Here is an 18,058-nt window from a genome sequence, read left to right as displayed (position 1 = left end):
GGCGCTCATGGACAAAAGCCGGGATTGTCCGCATAGCCCAGCGACTCGGCCACCGCCATGGTGGTCCCGCTGGGCAAACGTATGGCGCCTGCGCCGGAGGGAAACATCATCCCCAGCAGCGGCAGGATGGGCCGGTACGGCACGCGCTCGCAGCGCGCGCCGACGCCGGGCTGGCACAGGCGCGCGCGCACGAAGCGGATGCAGCTGGCGCCGTGCGGATCGTCCAGGCAATTGATGCGGTTGCGCTGCGGGCAACCCGGCAGCACCGTCACCGGCAGTGCCGCCAGCGCGGCGCCGCCACCGCTCTCCGACAAGTAATCGATGCGCACATGCGCGTCGCCGAGGCCGCCGCCCAGCGGCAGCGTGCCCGGCGTGGCGCGCAGCACGGCGTGCGTGCGCACGGCTTGCAGGGCGCCGGCATTGCTGAAATCGGTGACGGCGGCCGCGCGCGCCGCGCGCCGGGTAATTTCATGCACCATGTTCCACATGTACACGGCGCGCGCCATTTCCAGCATGGCGAACAGGAACAGGAAGAACAGCAGCGCCAGCATGGCGAATTCGACGGCGAAGACGCCACGCTGGCGCTGCCGGCGGAGGCGCGGGTTAATGGACATAGCGCAACGTCGCGTTGGCCCGCAGCGGGATCGGCGCCAGTTGCGGCAGCCACTTACGGGTCAGCCCCGGCAGGAAATCGACCGGCATGTCGGCGGTGACCTTGATGCGCACCTGCAGCGGCGCCGTCGCGTAGCTGCCGCAGGCGTAGGAATCGTCGGCATACACGCATTCCACGTTGACCCATGCGGGATTGATGCCCGGCCAGCTTTCCGCCATCGCCTCGGCCACCATCTCCCGGGCCAGCGCGGCGCCCTGGCTCGCCGCGTCGAACTTGCCCATCTGCGGCAGCGGCATGGTCGCCATGTAGCGCGCCGCATCGTGCGCGCTTTTTTGCAGGGCCGTGTACACCAGCAGCGCACGGCCGAACAGCAGCACGAAGGGCAGCAGCGCCATGAAAAACAGCAGGATCAGCGCCAGCTCGATGGCGGCGACGCCGCCCTGGCGGCGCGCAGCGCGGCGGAGCGGCCTCATTGCAGCAGCTCCGCGGGGCCGGCCAGCGCGCCCTCGTCCACCAGTCCGGCAAATTCGGCGCTCAATACGCCATTGCTGGCCGGCGCCGTCATGAAGAAGCGGCCGATGCCGCGCACCCGCGCCAGCACGTCGCTGCCGGCCGGCACGGGGCAAGCCAGCAGGGGAATATGCAGCAGGCGGCGCTGCGCCACGCCCGTGTTGCTGGCCGGCGCCGTCTGGAAGCCCAGCGTCTGGTAGGGCGGCGTGGCTGGGTAGCCGGACTTCGCGGCCGGCGCGGCCGGGCTGGCCGGATACAGCCTGGGCCAGTCGCTGGTGGCAAACGGCAGATAGCCGCCGGCCGGCTTCGGGTTGCTGTACCTGGCCGCCCGGGAAAACGACCACAGCGGTCCATAGCTGCCGACGGCGGGCGGCGTCGCGTTCGATTCCGGATCGGCCACGGACAGCAGCGGATTGCCCGTGCTCAGGGCGCTCGGCGCGTCGGGCGTGTTCATCATCCACCAGCTCGCGGCCGTATTCGGATAGGCGCGGATATTCGTGTCGGGCGGCGCCGTGACGGCATGGCAGCCGCTGCCCGCATGCTGGTTGAAGCGCGCGTTGAAGGCCGTCCACAGCGCGGCGGGAAAAGGCCGGTGCACATGCACCTGGGCGCCGCCGATGCGCGGATACAGCACCGTGCCGCTGCAGACAAACGGCAGCACGCTCGCTTCGCCGACCTGCTGCGACGACCCCAGCACGCCCGGCTGGCCCAGCGGATTGAGCACGAAGTGTTCGGCCGCGGGGCCATGCGGATTGAGTTTTAACAGGTTATACGCCACGCCGCGGCGAAAGCCATATTCCAGCAACTCGACGGCCGGCAGCAGCGCCGCATTCGTGCGCGGGCTGGCCGCGCTGGCCGACAGCGCGCAGATGGCCAGCGGCGTCAGATACAAGCTGGTGCGCCCCGCCACGGCGCGCGCGCCCGTCTCCAGGGTGCGCAGCGCCGGCGACCAGGCGCCGAGGAACGCCGTCGCCACCCGTCCCAGCGAGGGAGTGCTGGCTTGCGTATCGACGCGCACGAACAGCGCCGTGGCGGCGTCGGGCACGGCGCCAGCCGCATGCCAGCCGCTGGCAGGCGCGTCGGGCGCGCTGGCGAAGCGGATGCTGGCGTCAGACAGGATGGCGCCCTGCATGCGGCGGCGCCATGCGCTGCGGTCGGCCGCACTGCCCTTGGCTTTTTCCACGGCGACGAGCAAGCCCTCGGGCGTGCCCACCAGTTCCGCGGCCGCCGCCATCGCCGCATTGTCGGCCAGGTTCTGCAGTTCCGTCTTGCGGCCGATGACTTGCCCCACATCGAGCGCCAAGCCGACAAAGCCCAGCACCACGATGAGCAGGATGGAAAAGGCGATCAGCATCGCCCCGCGCTGGTGCTGGCGTCTATTTGCCACTGCCGCCTCCCAGCATGAATTGCACCGGCTGCGGCGCCTGGGCATTCGGTTCGGCAAACGAGGCGCGGTAGCGCTGCATGACGGCGTGCGCACTGGGTCCGTCGAGACCATCGGCCGGCGTGCGATTGACGGCAGCGGCCGGATCGCGCACCTGCTGCGCCATGGACAGGCGCACGGCGTCGCCGAAGCGCCGGTCCAGCTGCGGCGTGCTGCCGTGCGCGCAGGCGGCCAGCTGCACGGCCAGGGCCAGGGCGGCGCAGCGCCGCAGCGACGTCAAGAGCGAGTTCGGCATGGCGTATCTCCCCGTCTCATTTCAACTCGAAACCGTTGGCCGCGCGCGGCGGCGGCACGGATGGCGGCGTGCCCTCCATCTTGCCGCCCAACATCAAGTCCATGCGCGAAGGCGGCGCCAGCTGCGCCGTCGGCAGCACGGCATCGGCCGGCAAGGGCTTGACCAGGTGCGCGGTAATGACGAACAGCAATTCCGTGCGGTCGTGCTGGAAATCCGTGCTGCGAAACAGCGCACCGAGGATAGGCACTTCGCTGAGCCAGGGCACGCCCGTGATATTGCTCACCTGGTTATTCTTGATCAAGCCGCCGATGGCGTAGCTCTGGCCGTCGTACAGCTGCACCGTGGTCGAGGCGCGCCGCGTGGTGATGACGGGCAAGATCGAACGCCCGCTGACGCCGGCCGCGGAAATGCCCACGCCCTCGCGCGACAGTTCCGACACTTCCGGCGCCACCTTCAAATTGATGCGCCCGCCCGACAGCACGGTGGGCGTAAAGCGCAGGCCGACGCCGTATTCGCGCTCTTCCAGCGTGATCTTGTTGTTGTCCTGGCCGACGGGAATGAAGATCTTGCCGCCGGCCAGAAAACTGCCCTCTTGCCCGCTGATCGCCATCACCGTCGGTTCGGCCAGGATGCGCACCAGGCCATCCTGTTTCTGCGCCTCGATGGTCAGCTGCTGGCGGCCATTCGACTTGCGCACGTCGAGCAAGCCATTCGCCGTGCCGCTGAGGAAGTTCGACAGCAAGGTGGTGGCCCAGCTGCCGGACGCGAGGCGCAGGGTGGCGCCCACTTCCAGCCGCTCCAGCAGGGACTTCGACACTTCGGCAATCTGCACGGCCAGCATCACCTGCTGCGGCGCGCTGACGTCGAGCATGTTGATGATGCGGCTGTGCGCGCCACCCGCGCCGCCAGCAGGCGCCGGGGCGGCGAGCGGCATGGCGGCGCCATCGGCCGGCTTGGGCAGCGCCAGCGGTACGGTTGCGCGGCGCACGTAGGCGTGCGCCAGCTCGACGGCGCGCAGCACGGCGCCCGCATCCTGCACCGTGCCCGACAGTACAAGAGTGTCGGCCACGGCCGTGACGCGGATGGCTTTTTCTTCCGGCATCAGCGCCGCCAGGGTCGTTTGCAGGCCAGCCGGGTCCATGCTGACGCTGACGTTCACCACGCTGCACACGCCGCTGCGTCCCTGGATGATCATATTCGTGCTGCCCACGTCGACGCCGACCACGTACAAGGTGTCGGGCGCGACCAGCATGGCTTGCACCACGGCCGGATTGCCGACGCTTCGCTGCTGCACCGCCTCGGGCAGGCGCAGCATGCTCGACTTGCCCACCTGCAGCTGCAAGTGGCCGGGCGAGGCCGCTTCACCGCCGCAGCGCGGGCCAGGATCGGCCGCCGCGCCGGCAAGCGGCGACAGCAGGCAGAACAGTATCAGCAGGGCGCGGTTCATGAGCGTGTCCATGGTTGAGCAAGGCAAGGGCCAAAAGACTAAAAACATTCGCGCGACTGGCGCGTCCCGTCGATGACGCCGCTGCACAGGCGCTGCGGCGCCGGCGGCGCCTTCGCCACGCGCACGGGACGCGGCGCGGCGGCCAGCACGGGCGCGGCGGCAGGAGGAGCCGGCTCGGCGTCATGCGGTCCGCCCAGCAGGGTCAGCTTGGTGGCGCCCGCCGTCACGCCCGGCTGCGGGTCGACCTGGTTGCGCAGCACCAGCGACAGGCTGCCCACGCTGCGCGCCAGATCCAGGTTTTCCGCCTGTTCCGGCGTCACTTCCAGGGTCACCGCATTGACCACGCGCGGCTTGGTCTCGTCGCGCCCCACTTCCTGCGCCACGGCCAGCACGAGGATGCGTTCGAGGACGATCTTGGAAATGTTGCGGCTTTGCGGAAACGCGCGGTCGCCGGCATCCTGCTGGGTGCTCACGATGATGTCGACATAGTTGCCCGGCAAGGCGAAGCCGGCCACGCCGATCACATCGTTGACGCGCACGGTGATGGCGCGCCGCCCTTCCGTGATCAGGGCCGACAGGCCGCCCAGGGTGCCGGCCGGCGCCAGCTTGGCCTCGCTCAGGGGCTCGCCGCGCAGCACGCTGGTTTTCAGCACCCGTCCCGCCAGTGTGGCCGGGTCTTGCAGCGCGCCCTGCGGCAAGCTTTCCGCCGGCCATTCGGCCAGGCGCAGCATCTCGGGCGCCAGGCGCTGGCCCAGGTTGACATCGCTGGCGGCCACGACGATCTTGCCCTTGCCGGCCGGCGTCTGGCGCAGCAGCCAGTGCGAGGCCAGCAGCACGGCCAGCAAGCCCAGCACGACCGCCAGGCCCATCATCAGGAGGGCGCGCCGGTTCTTCATGCGATGCGCTCGCACAGGCTGGCGGCCGGCATGTCGCAGCTGGCGAACAGGCTGCCCCAGGCCTGTTCCAGGGCGGCCACCGTCAGGCGCGCCTCGCTGCCGGCAAAGCCAGCGAAGTCGCCTATGCGCGCCAGCAATTCCTGCGGATAGCTGGCCAGCAAGGGCCGCCCCTGCGCGCCATGCAGCTGCAGCAGATGGTTCAGGACCTGCTCGTCGATGGCAATGCCGGCCAGCCGGCATTGCTGGCGGAACAGGGCGCGATAGGCGCTCTCGGTCAGCGGCCCCACCTGCACCTTGTAACCGATGCGGCGCAGCAAGGCGGCGTCAAACAGCTCGTCCGGCGGCACGTTCGTGGCCAGCACGAGGGCATTGTCGAACGGCACGCTGATCTGCACGCCGCCGGGCAGACCCAGCTGATCGCTGCCGCGCGCCAGCGGCTGCATCAGCCGCGTCAACAGTTCTTGCGCCCCCAGGCGCTGGCGACCCAGGTCGTCGATGATCAGCATGCCATTGTTGGCGCGCACATGGGGCGGCGCCTGGTAGCAGCCGCCGCTGGCATCATGGCGCAGCTCCAGCATGCCGGCGTCGAGCTCGGCGCCCACGTGGATCACGGGACGCTGGCACAGCACCCAGCGGATGTCCGTGCTGCGCCGCTCCAGCGCCTGGCGCGCATGGCTGACGTGCTGCGGCGCGGGCGGCAGGTGCTGGGCCGGATCGTACAACTGGATGATGTCCTGGCCGACGACGATGGCGTAGGGCACGGCGACCAGCCCGTGCAGCAATTGTCCCAGCTGCAGCGCCAGGGTCGACTTGCCGCTGCCGGGCGGACCGTACAGCAGCAGCGAGCGTCCCGAATGCAGGGCCGCTCCGACCACGTCGAGCATGCCCGGCCCCGCATGGGCGCCCCCCAGCACGGCGGCCAGGTCGTCGCTGCCGACGCGCTGTTCCTGCGCCAGCCACGACTGGCGCGCCACCATGGCGCGGTACGCTTCCAGGGTGACGGGAGCGGCGCCGATATACGCGCAGCGCTCGAGGAAGGCGCTGGCGCGCTGCTTGCCGGCGCCCGTCAGCTGGTACTGCACGTCGATATCGGATTCGCCGCGCCAGGCCACTTCGGCCATCTGCTCCGTCACCATGAAGTCGAGCACTTCGCGCAAGACATTGATCGACAGGCGCAAGCGCGTCGTCAGCGCGGACAGGTGCGTCTTGCCGCCCACAAACATCAGCTTGGCGATCAGCTCGACCACCAGCGGCCGCTCGAGTCCCGTTTCACGCAAGCTCTTCGGTTGCGGCGGCAGGGGCGGCATCAGGTTCGCGTCGGCAGGGCGCGGCGCACTCTCGGTGCTCAGGGAATAGTCGACCTCGGTCATGCTGCGTCTCCAAGCCGGTTAAGAGGGCATACAACAGAATTCATTCTAGCGAGCGGAGACTGGCGCCCATTGATCAAGAGCAATGAATACCAATCAGAAATAATGACGCCCCTGCACCGCCAGGCAACCCAGGGCAATGGCCAGGCCGTACGGCATGTTGCCCACGCTGGCCTGGCTGCCGAGTGCAGTTGGTGCCAGGGGAATGCCGGCCATGCGCGCGATCATCGGCCACAGCAGCTGGCGCAGATTGCCCAGGCAGGCGCGCCACTTGCCCTGCCAGGTGATCATCAGCACGGCCATCACGCCGCCCAGGACGAACGTGGCGAAACAGATCTGCAGCACGGGCCAGGGGCCGGCAAAGGCACCCGCCATGGCGATCAGCTTGACGTCGCCGGCGGCCATGCCGCGCAGCACATATAAGGGTAAAAAGAGGAAAAAGCCCGTCGCCATGCCGCCCAGCCACACGGGCAGCACGCTGTGCGGCCACAGCCACAGATGCAGGGCCAGGGCGGCGAGGATGCCGGACAACACCACACCATTCGGTATCTTGCGGCGGATCAAATCACTGACGGCGGCCCCCGTCACGAAGCACAACAACAGCAAATCGCACAAGGCGGTTGCAGGCATGGCACACCTCCCGAAAAAAAACCCGCCGCTGGCCGGCCAGCGGCGGGCACCCGCTTAGGGCGTCAACACCAGGTTCGACGAAATGTCGGTGAGGACGGCCAGCAAGTTGGTCTTGATCAGCAAGAAACCGGCCGTGATGGCGGTAGCCATCAAGGCCGCAATCAAGCCGTATTCGATTGCCGTAATGCCATCCTCATCCTTGACAAACTGCTGTACTGCCGACAGGAAGGTATGCATGACAAGCTCCCAAAAGTGAATCACAAGTCCCTGGCGCAATCGGGTGTGAAACATTGCCCATTCCTGCTAATATGTTTCCTGCCGTAAATTTCTGCGCCATTGCATTGACTATAAAGCGTCCACGTTTTGGCAAATTGACGCGCCACAAGTTTCCATATGGAAATTATCAAACCCTGTCGACATGTCGGCTGACGCAAACAAATGTTGCGATCTGGATTGAAAGCCTTCGTCAGGGCAAGTTTTTTGCAATGCAGTGCATGAATCTCATGTATTTACATGAAATATTGCATACGTTAATTGCCTATTAGGCAAAAAGACATTATCCTGCTTAGCTCTTCTTTGGAAAGGCCTCTCGCCCGGCGGTACAGAGCGTCATGCCACCAAATAAATCTTGGCTTCTTGTAGACGGACGCGAACATGCTCTTGCTTGATGCAATGCTGGTATGACGACACTTGTGTGACTACTTTCCAGAGATCGACAATGGATTCCCTACTGAAACACATGGTGGACATGACCGGGCACCGCGACCACACGATGCTCGACATCTCCGTGATCTCGGCGGTCCAGGAACTCGCTGCCGCATCGCAGACCCGTGTGCTGGCCCTGACCACCGTGCGGGGCCAGGTGTTCGTGCGGTCGCGGGCCATCATCGTGGCGGGCAGCGTGGCCCGCATGGAAGAGCATACCGATCCTACCCTGCCGGGCGAACCGCTGTCGGACTACCCGGCCTTGGCCGCCTGCATCAAGCGCCATGAAGCGAGCGCCGACACCCTGTGCGCCGACGGCCGCCACCTGCTGTGGCTGCCCATCTGGATCGGCGACCAGGTCACCACCTGCCTGGAAATCACCAATCCCACGCCCTACACGGGCGCCACCATCCAGGTGATCGGCGGCATCGTCAGCGTGTACCGCAATTTCCAGAACCTGCTCGACTACAGCGAACGCGATTCGCTCACCGGCTTGTTGAATCGCAAGACCTTCGACGACCAGCTGGCAAAAATCCTGCAAAGCCGCGGCGAACCGGAAGCGGAAAAGCCGCGTCCCGTGGATGAAGAACGGCGCCACCATACGGACACGGAACGGCAATGGCTGGCCGTGATCGACGTCGATCATTTCAAACTGGTCAACGATAAATTTGGCCACCTGTATGGCGATGAAGTACTGATCCTGATCGCCAACCAGCTGCAATCGTCGTTCCGCTCGCAAGACCGCATCTTCCGCTTCGGCGGCGAGGAATTCGTCGTGCTGCTGCGCTCGATCACGCTGGAAAATGCGCAGAAAATCATCGACCGCTTCCGCACCAATGTCGAAGCGCACGACTTCCCGCAAGTGGGCAGGGTGACCGTCAGCGTGGGTTTCGTCAGCATCAACGCCTACGAGGCGCCCGTGATCATCCTCGGCCGCGCCGACCAGGCCTTGTATTACGCGAAGAGCCATGGCCGCAACCTGGCGTGCCACTATGACGAACTGGTCGCCAAGGGCCTGTTAACTACCATTACCTCGAACGATACGGCGGAATTTTTCTAGGCATCCGCCAGCGATAAAAAGCGCATAGGATCGACCTGCCATTTGGCGGCCGACTCATGGCCGACGATCTTGTCGGCGCCGCCGAAGCCGAAGCCGCGCGACAGGTCGACCGTTTCCGGCTTGATGTAGGTCTTGCTCTTCGTACTGAAAAACACATTCACCTTCGGCGCCAGCAGATTGCTTTCGTGCGCCTCGATGACGACGGCCAGGCGGCCCGATTCCAGCATCACCATGGTGCCTACCGGATAGATACCCACGCAACGCATGAAATCCTGCGCGAACACGGGATTGAAGTGGAATTTGCTCCACTCGTAGATCTTGCGCAAGGCTTCGGCCGCGGGAATGCCCTTGTGATAGCTGCGGTCCGACGTCAGCGCGTCATACACGTCGACGATGGCGGCCATCTGCGCCAGTTCGCTGATGGCGTCGCCGGCCAGCTGGTCCGGATAGCCGCTGCCGTCGCGCCGTTCGTGGTGGTGCAGGGCGATATCGAGCGGTATCGCGCCCACCTCGGGAGACTGGCGCAGGATGTCGTAGCCGTCGCGCGGATGGCGCTTGATCAGGGCAAATTCTTCCGGCGTCAACGGACCGGGCTTGTTCAGCACGCTGTCGGGCACCAGGGCCTTGCCCGTGTCGTGCAGCAAGCCTCCAAGGCCCGCCTGGTGCGTGGTCGTGGCATCGATGCCGCGCGAGCGGCAAAACGCCACCAGCAGCGCGCACACGCTGACGGAATGCAAAAAGGTGTAATCATCCTTGGTCTTGATGCGCAACAAGCCGACGAGGGCGCCGGGATTGCGCAGGATCGATTCGGTGATGTCTTGCACCGTGTGCTGCACGCGGTCGAGCTCGACGGCCTTGCCCAGGCGCACATCGGCCATCACCGTGCGCACCAGGCTGGTCGCCTGCCGCCGCACCTGCGTGGCGCGCGCCAGTTCCATGCCCAGCGACACGCGCGTGACCACTTGCAGCGGCGCGGCGATCTGCACCAGTTCGCGCTCCGTCTCGGCGCGCGCCTGCGCCACGGTGGGCGCGTCCTGCACGTCGAGGCCCTTGCCGCTGTCGATCACCACATCGTGGATGCCGGCCTGCATGATCTTGCGGATTTCATCGTCGCTGCGCAACAGGAAACGGTTGCGCACGAATGGATGCGTCATCCAGTCGCAACTGAGGTCATGGATGTACATGCCCACTTTTAATTGAGACGAATCAACTTTCTTGAGCATGCTGTCATCCCACAAATACACGGCTGGAGCACCGAAGGCGCTAGAATGAGTATAACAAAATTGTTATTCTGCTGGCCGCGTTCGGCGCCGTGGCGCAACACCCGGTTTTTTCCGCTCAACGCACCGCTTCTGGGACCCATGGAACTGCGCCAATTACGCTACTTTGTTGCCATCGTCGACCACGGCTCGCTGTCGCGCGCAGCCCTGATCCTGCACGTGGCGCAGCCGGCCCTGACGCAGCAGCTGCGCCAGCTGGAAGAGGAACTGGGCGTGCAGCTGCTGCACCGCTCGGCGCAGGGCGTGCTCAGCACGGATGCGGGCAAGGTGTTTTACGAACATGCGCAAGCGATCCTGAAACAGGTGGCCGATGCCCGCTCGGCCGTCACGCAAAGCGCCACGCGGCCGTCCGGCAATGTCACCCTGGGCTTGCCGCACAGCATCTCCGGCGCCCTGGCCCTGCCCCTGCTGCTGGCCGCGCGCGAACGCTATCCCGAAATCACCCTGCAACTGACGGAAGAAATCACGGGCAACCTCAATGAACAGCTCAAATCGGGCCGCATCAACCTGGCCGTGCTGTTCGACGACGGCCAGCTGACGCCCTTTGCCTGCAGCCCGCTGGTGGAAGAGGAGATGCGTTTTATTTGCCGCAACGATTCGCCATTCGCGCCCGCCGGCCATGCCGTGTCGTTCCAGCAAGCCTTGAGCGCCACCCTGATCCTGCCGGGCCTGCAGCATGGCGTGCGCCCGCGCATCGACAGCCGCGCGCGCGAGCTGGGCCTGGAAACGGCGAACGTGATCGAGATCAACTCGATCGCCATCCTGAAATCGGCCATCCTGGCCGGCATGGGCGCCACCATCCTGCCGGCCGCCCCCCTGCTGGCCGAGCTCGACAGCGGCGCCATGCGCAGCTACGCCATCCACAGCCCCGTCCTGTCGCGCACGGTGGCCCTGTGCGCCTCGAAAAACATTCCCCTCACCAATGCGGGCAACGCCGTGAAAAACCTCGTGCTGCAAGTGGCCGCCGAACTGTGCGGCAGCGGGCGCTGGGTGGGGGCGCATGTGCTCGCGCCCATGGCATAAGTATTTCTTATACCCCCATCGGCAAAGCGTATTTGCCCCCTTTCCTGACTCGTTCTACACTGACCACATTAACTATTTTAAATTTAAAATAGTTATGTGCCGCCCACACGCGGCCATCCCGTCTGCACAGTGCGCGCCTTACCGGGCGCGTCCCTTGTACAGCCGATATCTGAAACACCCTTTTGGAGACAGCCATGTCCGTGACCACGGAAAACGGCTCCGCAGCGTTCGCTAGAAACGCCGGTGCCGCGCCATCTACGCCCCCCGACACTTCCCGTTTGACCACCGTCAGCCTCGACGACAAATACACGGCCACTTCCGGCGCCATCTTCCTGTCCGGCATCCAGGCCCTCGTGCGCCTGCCCATGATGCAGCGCTTGCGCGACCAGGCCGCTGGCCTCAACACGGCCGGCTTCATCTCCGGCTACCGGGGCTCGCCCCTGGGCGGCCTCGATGAAAACCTGTGGAAAGCCAAGAAACAGCTGGAAGCGCACCACGTGCAGTTCGTGCCCGGCGTCAACGAAGACTTGGCCGCCACGGCCGTCTGGGGGTCGCAGCAAGTCGACCTGATCGGCCCGGCCAAGTACGACGGCGTATTCGCCATGTGGTACGGCAAGGGTCCGGGCGTGGACCGCTGCGGCGATGTCTTCAAGCACATGAACCATGCGGGAACGTCAAAACTGGGCGGCGTACTGCTGGTGGCCGGCGACGACCATGGCGCGTATTCCTCGACCCTGCCGCACCAGTCCGACCACCTGTTCTCCGCCTCGATGATCCCCGTCCTGTATCCGTGCAACGTACAGGAATACCTGGACCTGGGCATCCACGGCTGGGCCATGTCGCGTTTTTCCGGCTGCACGGTGGCCTTCAAGGCGCTGGCCGACACGGTCGAATCGTCGGCCTCCATCGACGCCGACCCGTTCCGCGTGGAAGTCAAGATTCCGCAGGACTTCGTCATGCCAGAGGGCGGCCTGAATGCGCGCCTGTCGAGCATCCCGCTGGGCCAGCAGGCGCGCAACCAGGAAGCGCTGATGCAGGACTACAAGATCTATGCGGCCCTCGCCTACGCGCGCGAAAACAAGCTCAACCACACTACCATCGACAGCCCGAACGCCAAGCTGGGCATCATTGCCTCCGGCAAGTCCTACCTGGACGTGCTCGAAGCGCTGGAAGAGCTGGGCATCGATGAGCAAATGGCGGCCGACGTCGGCATGCGATTGTTCAAGGTGGCCATGCCGTGGCCGCTGGAGCCGGACAGCGTGCGTGAGTTTGCGCAAGGTCTCGATGAAATTCTCGTGGTAGAAGAGAAGCGACAAATCGTCGAATACCAGTTGAAAGAGCAACTCTACAACTGGCGCGACGACGTGCGCCCACGCGTCATCGGCAAGTTCGACGAAAAGGGCGAATGGGTGGCGCCGCGCGGCGAATGGCTGCTGACGTCCAAGGCCGACTTTTCCGTCTCGCAAGTGGCAAGAGTCATCGCCAGCCGCATCGCGCGCCTGATTTCCGACCCCGTCACCTGCGACCTGATCAAGGCTCGACTGAGTTTCCTCGACGCCAAGGACGCGGTCTTGAAAAAGGCCGTGAACACGCCGTTCCGTCCCGCCTTCTACTGCTCCGGCTGCCCGCATAACACGTCGACCAAGGTGCCGGACGGCAGCCTGGCGCTGGCCGGCATCGGCTGCCACGTGATGGCCACGTCGATCTACCCGGAAATGAACAAGCTGACCACGCACATGGGCGGCGAAGGCGCGCCGTGGATCGGGCAAGCGGCGTTTTCCGAATTGCCGCACGTGTTCCAGAACCTGGGCGACGGCACGTATTTCCACTCCGGCTACCTGGCCATCCGCGCCGCGCAGGCGGCCAAGGTGAACATCACCTACAAGATTCTCTACAACGACGCCGTCGCCATGACGGGCGGCCAGCCCGTGGACGGCTTGATTACCGTACCGATGATGGCGCAGCAAGTGGCCGCCGAAGGCATCGCCCGCATCGCCCTGGTGACGGAAGACTTGAGCCGCTACAGCGACCGCAGCAACCTGCCCGCCCACCTGACCTTGCACGACCGCAAGGACATTGATGCCGTGCAGCGCGAGTTGCGCGAGGTGCAAGGCGTGTCCGTGCTGATCTACGACCAGACTTGCGCGGCCGAGAAACGCCGGCGCCGCAAGAAAGGCGAATATCCGGATTTGCCTAAGCGCATGGTCATCAACGACGCCGTCTGCGAAGGCTGCGGCGACTGCGGCGTGCAATCGAACTGCGTGTCGATCTTGCCGAAAGAGACGGAATTTGGCCGCAAGCGCACCATCGACCAATCCTCGTGCAACAAGGATTACTCGTGCGCCAAGGGTTTCTGCCCCAGCTTCGTCACCGTCGAAGGCGGCAACCTGAAAAAAACCAAGACGGGCGCGAGTAAAGCGGGCGAGACGGACCACTTCGGCCCCCTGCCGGAACCGGTCCTGCCCGGCTGCGACGCGCCGTACAATATCCTCATCAACGGCATCGGCGGCACGGGCGTCATCACCGTGGGCGCGCTGATGGGCATGGCGGCCCACCTGGAAGGCAAGGGCGCCTCCGTGCTGGACATGACGGGCATGTCGCAAAAGAACGGTTCCGTCACCTCGCACGTGAAAATCGCCCGCTCCCCCGCGCACATCCGCGCCCAGCGCATCGCCACGGGCGAAGCGGACCTGATCCTGGGCTGCGACATGCTGACGGCCGGCGCACAGGATGCCGTGTCGAAAATGCGTCCTGGCCGCAGCCTGGCCGTCGTCAACCTGCACGAGCAGCCGCCGGGCACGTTTGCGCAGAATGCCGACTGGCAATATCCGACGGCGGAAGTGCGCCAGCTGATCGAGGAATCCGTGGGCGGCGCGGACGCGGCCGACTTCATCGACGCGACGAAACTGGCCACGGCGCTGATGGGCGATTCGATCGCCGCCAACCTGTTCATGCTCGGCTACGCGTGGCAAAAAGGCCGCATCCCGCTGACGGAAGCGGCCTTGCTGCGCGCCATCGAACTCAATGGCGTGGGCATCGAGTCGAACAAGAAAAGCTTCCTGTGGGGCCGCCGCGCCGCCGTCGACGTACGCCGTGTCACGCAGATCGCCACGCCGTCACAAGCGATCATCGTGCAAATGCCGCAAAGCCTCGATAGCGTCATCAAAAAACGCGTGGAGTTCCTCACGGCTTACCAGAATGCCCCGTATGCGGACGGTTATTTGACCCTGGTCAAACAGGTGCGTGACCGCGAAAACACCCTGGGACTGGGCCAGAAGCTGTCGACGGCTGTCGCCAAGAGCTATTTCAAGTTGCTGGCCTACAAGGATGAATATGAAGTGGCGCGTTTGTACACGGATGGCCGTTTCGTGGAGCAATTGCAACAGCAATTCGAAGGCAATTTCTCCGTGAAATTCAACCTGGCGCCGCCGCTGTTTGCGAAAAAGGATGCGAAAGGCCACCTCGTGAAAGCGGAGTTCGGTTCATGGATGTGGCGCGCCTTCAAGCTGCTGGCGAAAGCCAAGGGGCTCAGAGGCGGCACCTTCGACGTCTTCGGTTATACGGCCGAGCGCAAGATGGAACGCGCGCTGATCGTCGAATACCGCGAATTGCTGGCCGGCATGCTGGCCAACTTGACGGCGGACAACCTGGCCACTTGCGTGGAACTGGCGACCCTGCCCGAAAAAATCCGCGGCTTCGGCCACGTCAAGGAAGCGGCCGTCGCCACGTATCGCCAGGACAAGGCGAGATTGCTGGCCAAGCTGGCGGACGGCAGCAAGCACGCGGCGTAAGCCGGCCAGCGGGGCTTGAAATGAAAACGCAGAGCCGAGGCTCTGCGTTTTTTTTCATTCAGGGCAGCGCCCCACCGTCGCCCCCGGCAACAGCACCGGTTGCCAGATTTCCTGCAGCCGTTCCGGCGGCGTGCCGGCCAGCAGGGATTGCAGCATTTCCACCATCTTCGCGCCGGCGCGGCGCAGATCGGGCTGGTCGATGGTGGTGACGTTGATGCCGATCAAGGTGTCTTCCACATTGCCCCAGACGATGACGGAGATTTCCTTGCCGATCTCGATGCCCGCATCCATCAGCGCGCGCACCACGCCCACGCCGGACAAGTGATTGTCGACGATGACGGCCGTGGGACGGGGCGAGCAAGCCAGCAATTGCTGCATGGCCTGGTAACCGCTGCGGCGGTCGAAAGTATTGTCGAGCAAATAGTGGGGATCGACCGGCAAGCCCGCTTGCGCCATGCAGCGGATAAAGCTTTCCTTGCGCTCATAAGCAAAATGCAGCTCCAGCGGCGCGCTCAGCAGGGCGATGCGCTGGTGGCCGTGCGCGGCCAGGAACGACACGGCCAGGTCGATGCCCGTGTCGTTGTCGTAATCGAAATACGCATACGGTGCGTCGATGCGCGTGCGGCCATTCGCGACAAAGGGAAAGCCCACTTTCGTCAAATATGCGATGCGCTCGTCGACCACCTTGGTGCGGCCCACCACGAGGCCATCGACCTGGCGCCCGCGCACCATGGTTTCATACGAGGGCTGTTCATTCTGCGGCGACACGGGGGCGATGATCAAGCTCATCTTCGACGCTTCGACGGCATCCGACATGCCATTCACCACGGAAAGAAAGACGCTGTCGCCCAGGTCGCTGGGCAGCAGCGGATAGATCATGCCCAGCACATTGGTGCGGCCGACGGCCAGGCTGCGCGCCAGCGGGTTGGGCCGGTAGCCGACTTTCTTGGCGGCGGCCAGGACGATTTCACGGGTGCGGGAATTGACTTCCGGATAGCCGTTCAACGCCCTGCTGACTGTCGTTTTCGACATGCCGAGGGCAATTGCGAGGCTCTTGAGATTCATGTTAACTACCTGTCTGTATGGCAAAAGAAACCAACTCTGACCGTCAATTATAGCCCAGAGCGCCAAACAGACCGCGCATTCGCGTGCGCAGACACGGTAGAAAAACAACAACACATTGACTATTTAAAAAGCAACGTTTTAAATGCGACCATTTTTTCTTCTTCCCGGCACGGCATCCGTGATGGCAGACAAACAAGGGCCACAGGCGACAGCGGGTACTCACTTTGACAAGTGTCTCGCCAGCGCCGGCATGCCGCTGCGGCAACACACAGCGCGCACGATAGCATTATCAAGAAAACATAATTCACTGGAACTGTGCGAGAATTTGTCCTACTCTTGATTCAGGTAAAGATTACCGCCTGGCATGTTCGGACAATGATGCCTGGCACAGCACATCGGTCCGGGCTTGCCCCATCCCTGCACGCCTGGACATACTCTCAAAGGTGAACAATGTGGTCACGCTAAGCTCCGTCAACAACTTGCAAGCCTCGCTGGCCACGGCGCAACGCCGGGTCGAGCAAGGCCAGAACCAGGTACAGCGCGACAGCGAACAGCTGGCGCAAAGCCGCCAGCTGCTGGCGCGGGAACAGGAATCGCTGAGCCAGACCCAGCGCAGCAGCCAGCAAGCCCAGGCCGATGCCCCGGCCGCCGTCAAGGCGCCGCAGCTGGACCAGGCGATCAAGGTGGCCGTGCCGCAACAAGCCATCCCCGCCGCGCCGAAAAGCACGCCCCAGCTGAACGGCTATGGCCAGACGGTGGGACGCCTGATCGACGTGACGGCGTAGGGCGAGCCTACTTCGCCATTTCCTCTTCCAGCATCGCCAGCCACCACTTCTCCCCCTTCTTCGGCTGCGCCAGGTCGACCGCCTCGCCCATCTGCGGCGTGGCCAGGTTCACGCCCTGCTTGGCCGCCAGCCCCGCGATGCGGTCGAACGGTTCATGCCAGGCGTGCAGCCCCAGGTCGAAGGTGCCGTTATGCACGGGCATCAGCCATTTGCCGCGCAAGTCCAGGTGGGCTTGCAAGGTCTGTTCCGGCTGCATGTGCACGTCCGGCCACAGCTTGTCGTAGGCGCCCGTCTCGATCATGGTCACGTCGAACGGGCCGTACTTGTCGCCGATCTGCTTGAAACCGTCGAAATAGCCGGAGTCGCCGCTGAAAAACACGCGCACCTCGGGCGCGTCGATGACCCACGAGGCCCACAGGGTTTGATTGCCGTCAAACAAGCCGCGTCCCGAGAAATGCTGCGACGGCGTGGCGACGAGTTTCACACCGGCAATCGTCGTGCCTTGCCACCAGTCGAATTGCCGCACCTTGTCCTTCGGCACGCCCCATGCAACCAGGGTATCGCCCACGCCCAGCGGCGTCACAAAGTGTTCCGTCTTGGCGGCCAGTTGCAGCACGGCAGCGTGGTCGAGGTGGTCGTAATGGTCGTGCGACAGGATGACGGCCTTGATCGGCGGCAAGTCGGCGATGCTGATGGGCGGCTGATGGAAACGCTTCGGCCCAGCCCACTGCACCGGCGAAGCGCGCTCGGAAAACACGGGGTCGGTGAGGAAGAATTCATTGTTCAGTTTCAGCAGCAGGGTCGAGTGGCCGAGGCGAAACAGGCTGTTGTCGGGCGCGGCCAGCAGTTGCGCCCGGCTCAAGGCTTGCACGGGTACGGCTGCGGCCGGCACGGTGCTGTCGGGCTTATCGAAGAAAAACGTCCACATCAGCTTGAGCGTTGCGGCCGTGCCCAGCTTGTGCATTTGCACGGGGTTGCGGAACTTGCCGTCGAGGCGTTGTGGCGATTCTATGGGCGCGGCAGGCGCGGCGCGCAAGGTGCAAGAACTCATGATGATCAGGACTCCCAAGGATAAGAGACGACGTGCGACTCGGTGCAAGTGCATATGCGGCCCGGCAAAGAATTAACAAGGGTTAAATTACACTACACAGTGTAGTTCCTATTTCTGGCAAAGTAAACCAAGAGGTGTAAAATATTGTTTTCAAAG

General features: G+C 64.4%; 16 protein-coding genes. 4 read left to right on the top strand and 12 right to left on the bottom strand.

All coding sequences use genetic code 11. The features are described from left to right. Positions 1 to 5: 5 nt before the first annotated feature. The 9 genes from O3298_RS21985 to O3298_RS21945 all read right to left on the bottom strand — a co-directional run bounded on the left by O3298_RS21985 (position 6) and on the right by O3298_RS21945 (position 7,379). A complete protein-coding gene (locus tag O3298_RS21985) occupies positions 6 to 614 on the bottom strand; it encodes a TadE/TadG family type IV pilus assembly protein (protein ID WP_289912459.1) in 609 nt (202 codons plus the stop codon). Then, positions 604 to 1,086 carry a TadE/TadG family type IV pilus assembly protein gene (locus O3298_RS21980; protein ID WP_289905871.1) on the bottom strand — a complete coding sequence of 161 codons (483 nt, stop codon included), beginning with the start codon at positions 1,084 to 1,086 and terminating at the stop codon, positions 604 to 606. Before O3298_RS21980 ends, O3298_RS21985 begins: the two co-directional genes overlap by 11 nt. Further along, the gene (locus O3298_RS21975; RefSeq protein ID WP_305060552.1) at positions 1,083 to 2,510 is read right to left on the bottom strand and encodes a pilus assembly protein TadG-related protein; all 1,428 of its coding nucleotides are present in this window, start codon (positions 2,508 to 2,510) and stop codon (positions 1,083 to 1,085) included. Before O3298_RS21975 ends, O3298_RS21980 begins: the two co-directional genes overlap by 4 nt. Further along, positions 2,500 to 2,802 (bottom strand): hypothetical protein, encoded by a 303-nt coding sequence (locus tag O3298_RS21970; RefSeq protein ID WP_305060551.1) that lies wholly within the window; start codon positions 2,800 to 2,802, stop codon positions 2,500 to 2,502. The genes O3298_RS21975 and O3298_RS21970 overlap by 11 nt, the downstream gene beginning before the upstream one ends. Before the next feature lie 16 nt (positions 2,803 to 2,818). Then, entirely contained in the window at positions 2,819 to 4,249 is a 1,431-nt protein-coding gene (locus O3298_RS21965) for a type II and III secretion system protein family protein (protein ID WP_305060550.1), read from the bottom strand. A 38-nt stretch (positions 4,250 to 4,287) separates the two neighbouring features. Then, positions 4,288 to 5,145: a Flp pilus assembly protein CpaB gene (gene cpaB / locus O3298_RS21960; RefSeq protein WP_305060549.1), complete on the bottom strand. Its 858-nt coding sequence runs from the start codon at positions 5,143 to 5,145 to the stop codon at positions 4,288 to 4,290. Continuing rightward, complete coding sequence (locus O3298_RS21955) at positions 5,142 to 6,515, bottom strand: ATP-binding protein (protein ID WP_305060548.1); 1,374 nt, start codon at positions 6,513 to 6,515, stop codon at positions 5,142 to 5,144. Before O3298_RS21955 ends, cpaB begins: the two co-directional genes overlap by 4 nt. Positions 6,516 to 6,608: 93 nt before the next feature. Further along, on the bottom strand, positions 6,609 to 7,142 hold the full coding sequence (locus O3298_RS21950; RefSeq protein ID WP_289905877.1) for a prepilin peptidase: 534 nt from the start codon (positions 7,140 to 7,142) through the stop codon (positions 6,609 to 6,611). A 54-nt stretch (positions 7,143 to 7,196) separates the two neighbouring features. Beyond that, positions 7,197 to 7,379 carry a Flp family type IVb pilin gene (locus tag O3298_RS21945; protein ID WP_034752975.1) on the bottom strand — a complete coding sequence of 61 codons (183 nt, stop codon included), beginning with the start codon at positions 7,377 to 7,379 and terminating at the stop codon, positions 7,197 to 7,199. Between the two features lie 481 nt (positions 7,380 to 7,860). On the opposite strand from O3298_RS21945, the gene O3298_RS21940 reads away from it, so the two are divergent. Further along, the gene (locus O3298_RS21940) at positions 7,861 to 8,907 is read left to right on the top strand and encodes a GGDEF domain-containing protein (protein WP_099665830.1); all 1,047 of its coding nucleotides are present in this window, start codon (positions 7,861 to 7,863) and stop codon (positions 8,905 to 8,907) included. Here the strand turns inward: O3298_RS21940 and O3298_RS21935 are convergent. Then, on the bottom strand, positions 8,904 to 10,130 hold the full coding sequence (locus O3298_RS21935) for an HD-GYP domain-containing protein (RefSeq protein ID WP_289912466.1): 1,227 nt from the start codon (positions 10,128 to 10,130) through the stop codon (positions 8,904 to 8,906). The genes O3298_RS21940 and O3298_RS21935 overlap by 4 nt on opposite strands. A gap of 138 nt (positions 10,131 to 10,268) precedes the next feature. Here O3298_RS21935 and O3298_RS21930 point away from each other — a divergent pair, with 138 nt between their 5' ends. Both O3298_RS21930 and O3298_RS21925 read left to right on the top strand, forming a co-directional pair. Further along, the gene (locus O3298_RS21930; protein WP_289905880.1) at positions 10,269 to 11,210 is read left to right on the top strand and encodes a LysR substrate-binding domain-containing protein; all 942 of its coding nucleotides are present in this window, start codon (positions 10,269 to 10,271) and stop codon (positions 11,208 to 11,210) included. 194 nt (positions 11,211 to 11,404) lie between these two features. Further along, positions 11,405 to 15,001 carry an indolepyruvate ferredoxin oxidoreductase family protein gene (locus O3298_RS21925; RefSeq protein WP_305060547.1) on the top strand — a complete coding sequence of 1,199 codons (3,597 nt, stop codon included), beginning with the start codon at positions 11,405 to 11,407 and terminating at the stop codon, positions 14,999 to 15,001. Between the two features lie 54 nt (positions 15,002 to 15,055). Here O3298_RS21925 and O3298_RS21920 read toward each other — a convergent pair whose 3' ends face one another. Beyond that, entirely contained in the window at positions 15,056 to 16,066 is a 1,011-nt protein-coding gene (locus O3298_RS21920; protein ID WP_077398629.1) for a substrate-binding domain-containing protein, read from the bottom strand. A 452-nt stretch (positions 16,067 to 16,518) separates the two neighbouring features. Between O3298_RS21920 and O3298_RS21915 the strand changes: the two genes are divergently transcribed. Next, positions 16,519 to 16,851: a hypothetical protein gene (locus tag O3298_RS21915; RefSeq protein WP_143451403.1), complete on the top strand. Its 333-nt coding sequence runs from the start codon at positions 16,519 to 16,521 to the stop codon at positions 16,849 to 16,851. A 7-nt stretch (positions 16,852 to 16,858) separates the two neighbouring features. Here the strand turns inward: O3298_RS21915 and O3298_RS21910 are convergent, their stop codons facing one another. Beyond that, positions 16,859 to 17,902, bottom strand: coding sequence for an MBL fold metallo-hydrolase (locus O3298_RS21910; RefSeq protein WP_305056542.1), 1,044 nt, complete (start codon positions 17,900 to 17,902; stop codon positions 16,859 to 16,861). Positions 17,903 to 18,058: the final 156 nt, after the last annotated feature.

It is taken from the genome of Janthinobacterium sp. SUN137 (genome assembly GCF_030587265.1).
Taxonomy (GTDB): Bacteria; Pseudomonadota; Gammaproteobacteria; order Burkholderiales; family Burkholderiaceae_D; genus Janthinobacterium; species Janthinobacterium kumbetense.
Note: the sequence above shows the minus strand (reverse complement) of the source record. Positions and strands in the feature narration are given on the sequence as shown.

Excerpts from the sequence above, each read along its gene's own strand:
- O3298_RS21985 (WP_289912459.1), bottom strand. The coding sequence starts at position 614 with ATGTCCATTAACCCGCGCCTCCGCCGGCAGCGCCAGCGTGGCGTCTTC.
- O3298_RS21980 (WP_289905871.1), bottom strand. The coding sequence starts at position 1,086 with ATGAGGCCGCTCCGCCGCGCTGCGCGCCGCCAGGGCGGCGTCGCCGCC.
- O3298_RS21970 (WP_305060551.1), bottom strand. The coding sequence starts at position 2,802 with ATGCCGAACTCGCTCTTGACGTCGCTGCGGCGCTGCGCCGCCCTGGCC.
- O3298_RS21965 (WP_305060550.1), bottom strand. The coding sequence starts at position 4,249 with ATGAACCGCGCCCTGCTGATACTGTTCTGCCTGCTGTCGCCGCTTGCC.
- cpaB (WP_305060549.1), bottom strand. The coding sequence starts at position 5,145 with ATGAAGAACCGGCGCGCCCTCCTGATGATGGGCCTGGCGGTCGTGCTG.
- O3298_RS21955 (WP_305060548.1), bottom strand. The coding sequence starts at position 6,515 with ATGACCGAGGTCGACTATTCCCTGAGCACCGAGAGTGCGCCGCGCCCT.
- O3298_RS21950 (WP_289905877.1), bottom strand. The coding sequence starts at position 7,142 with ATGCCTGCAACCGCCTTGTGCGATTTGCTGTTGTTGTGCTTCGTGACG.
- O3298_RS21945 (WP_034752975.1), bottom strand. The coding sequence starts at position 7,379 with ATGCATACCTTCCTGTCGGCAGTACAGCAGTTTGTCAAGGATGAGGAT.
- O3298_RS21940 (WP_099665830.1), top strand. The coding sequence starts at position 7,861 with ATGGATTCCCTACTGAAACACATGGTGGACATGACCGGGCACCGCGAC.
- O3298_RS21935 (WP_289912466.1), bottom strand. The coding sequence starts at position 10,130 with ATGCTCAAGAAAGTTGATTCGTCTCAATTAAAAGTGGGCATGTACATC.
- O3298_RS21930 (WP_289905880.1), top strand. The coding sequence starts at position 10,269 with ATGGAACTGCGCCAATTACGCTACTTTGTTGCCATCGTCGACCACGGC.
- O3298_RS21925 (WP_305060547.1), top strand. The coding sequence starts at position 11,405 with ATGTCCGTGACCACGGAAAACGGCTCCGCAGCGTTCGCTAGAAACGCC.
- O3298_RS21920 (WP_077398629.1), bottom strand. The coding sequence starts at position 16,066 with ATGAATCTCAAGAGCCTCGCAATTGCCCTCGGCATGTCGAAAACGACA.
- O3298_RS21910 (WP_305056542.1), bottom strand. The coding sequence starts at position 17,902 with ATGAGTTCTTGCACCTTGCGCGCCGCGCCTGCCGCGCCCATAGAATCG.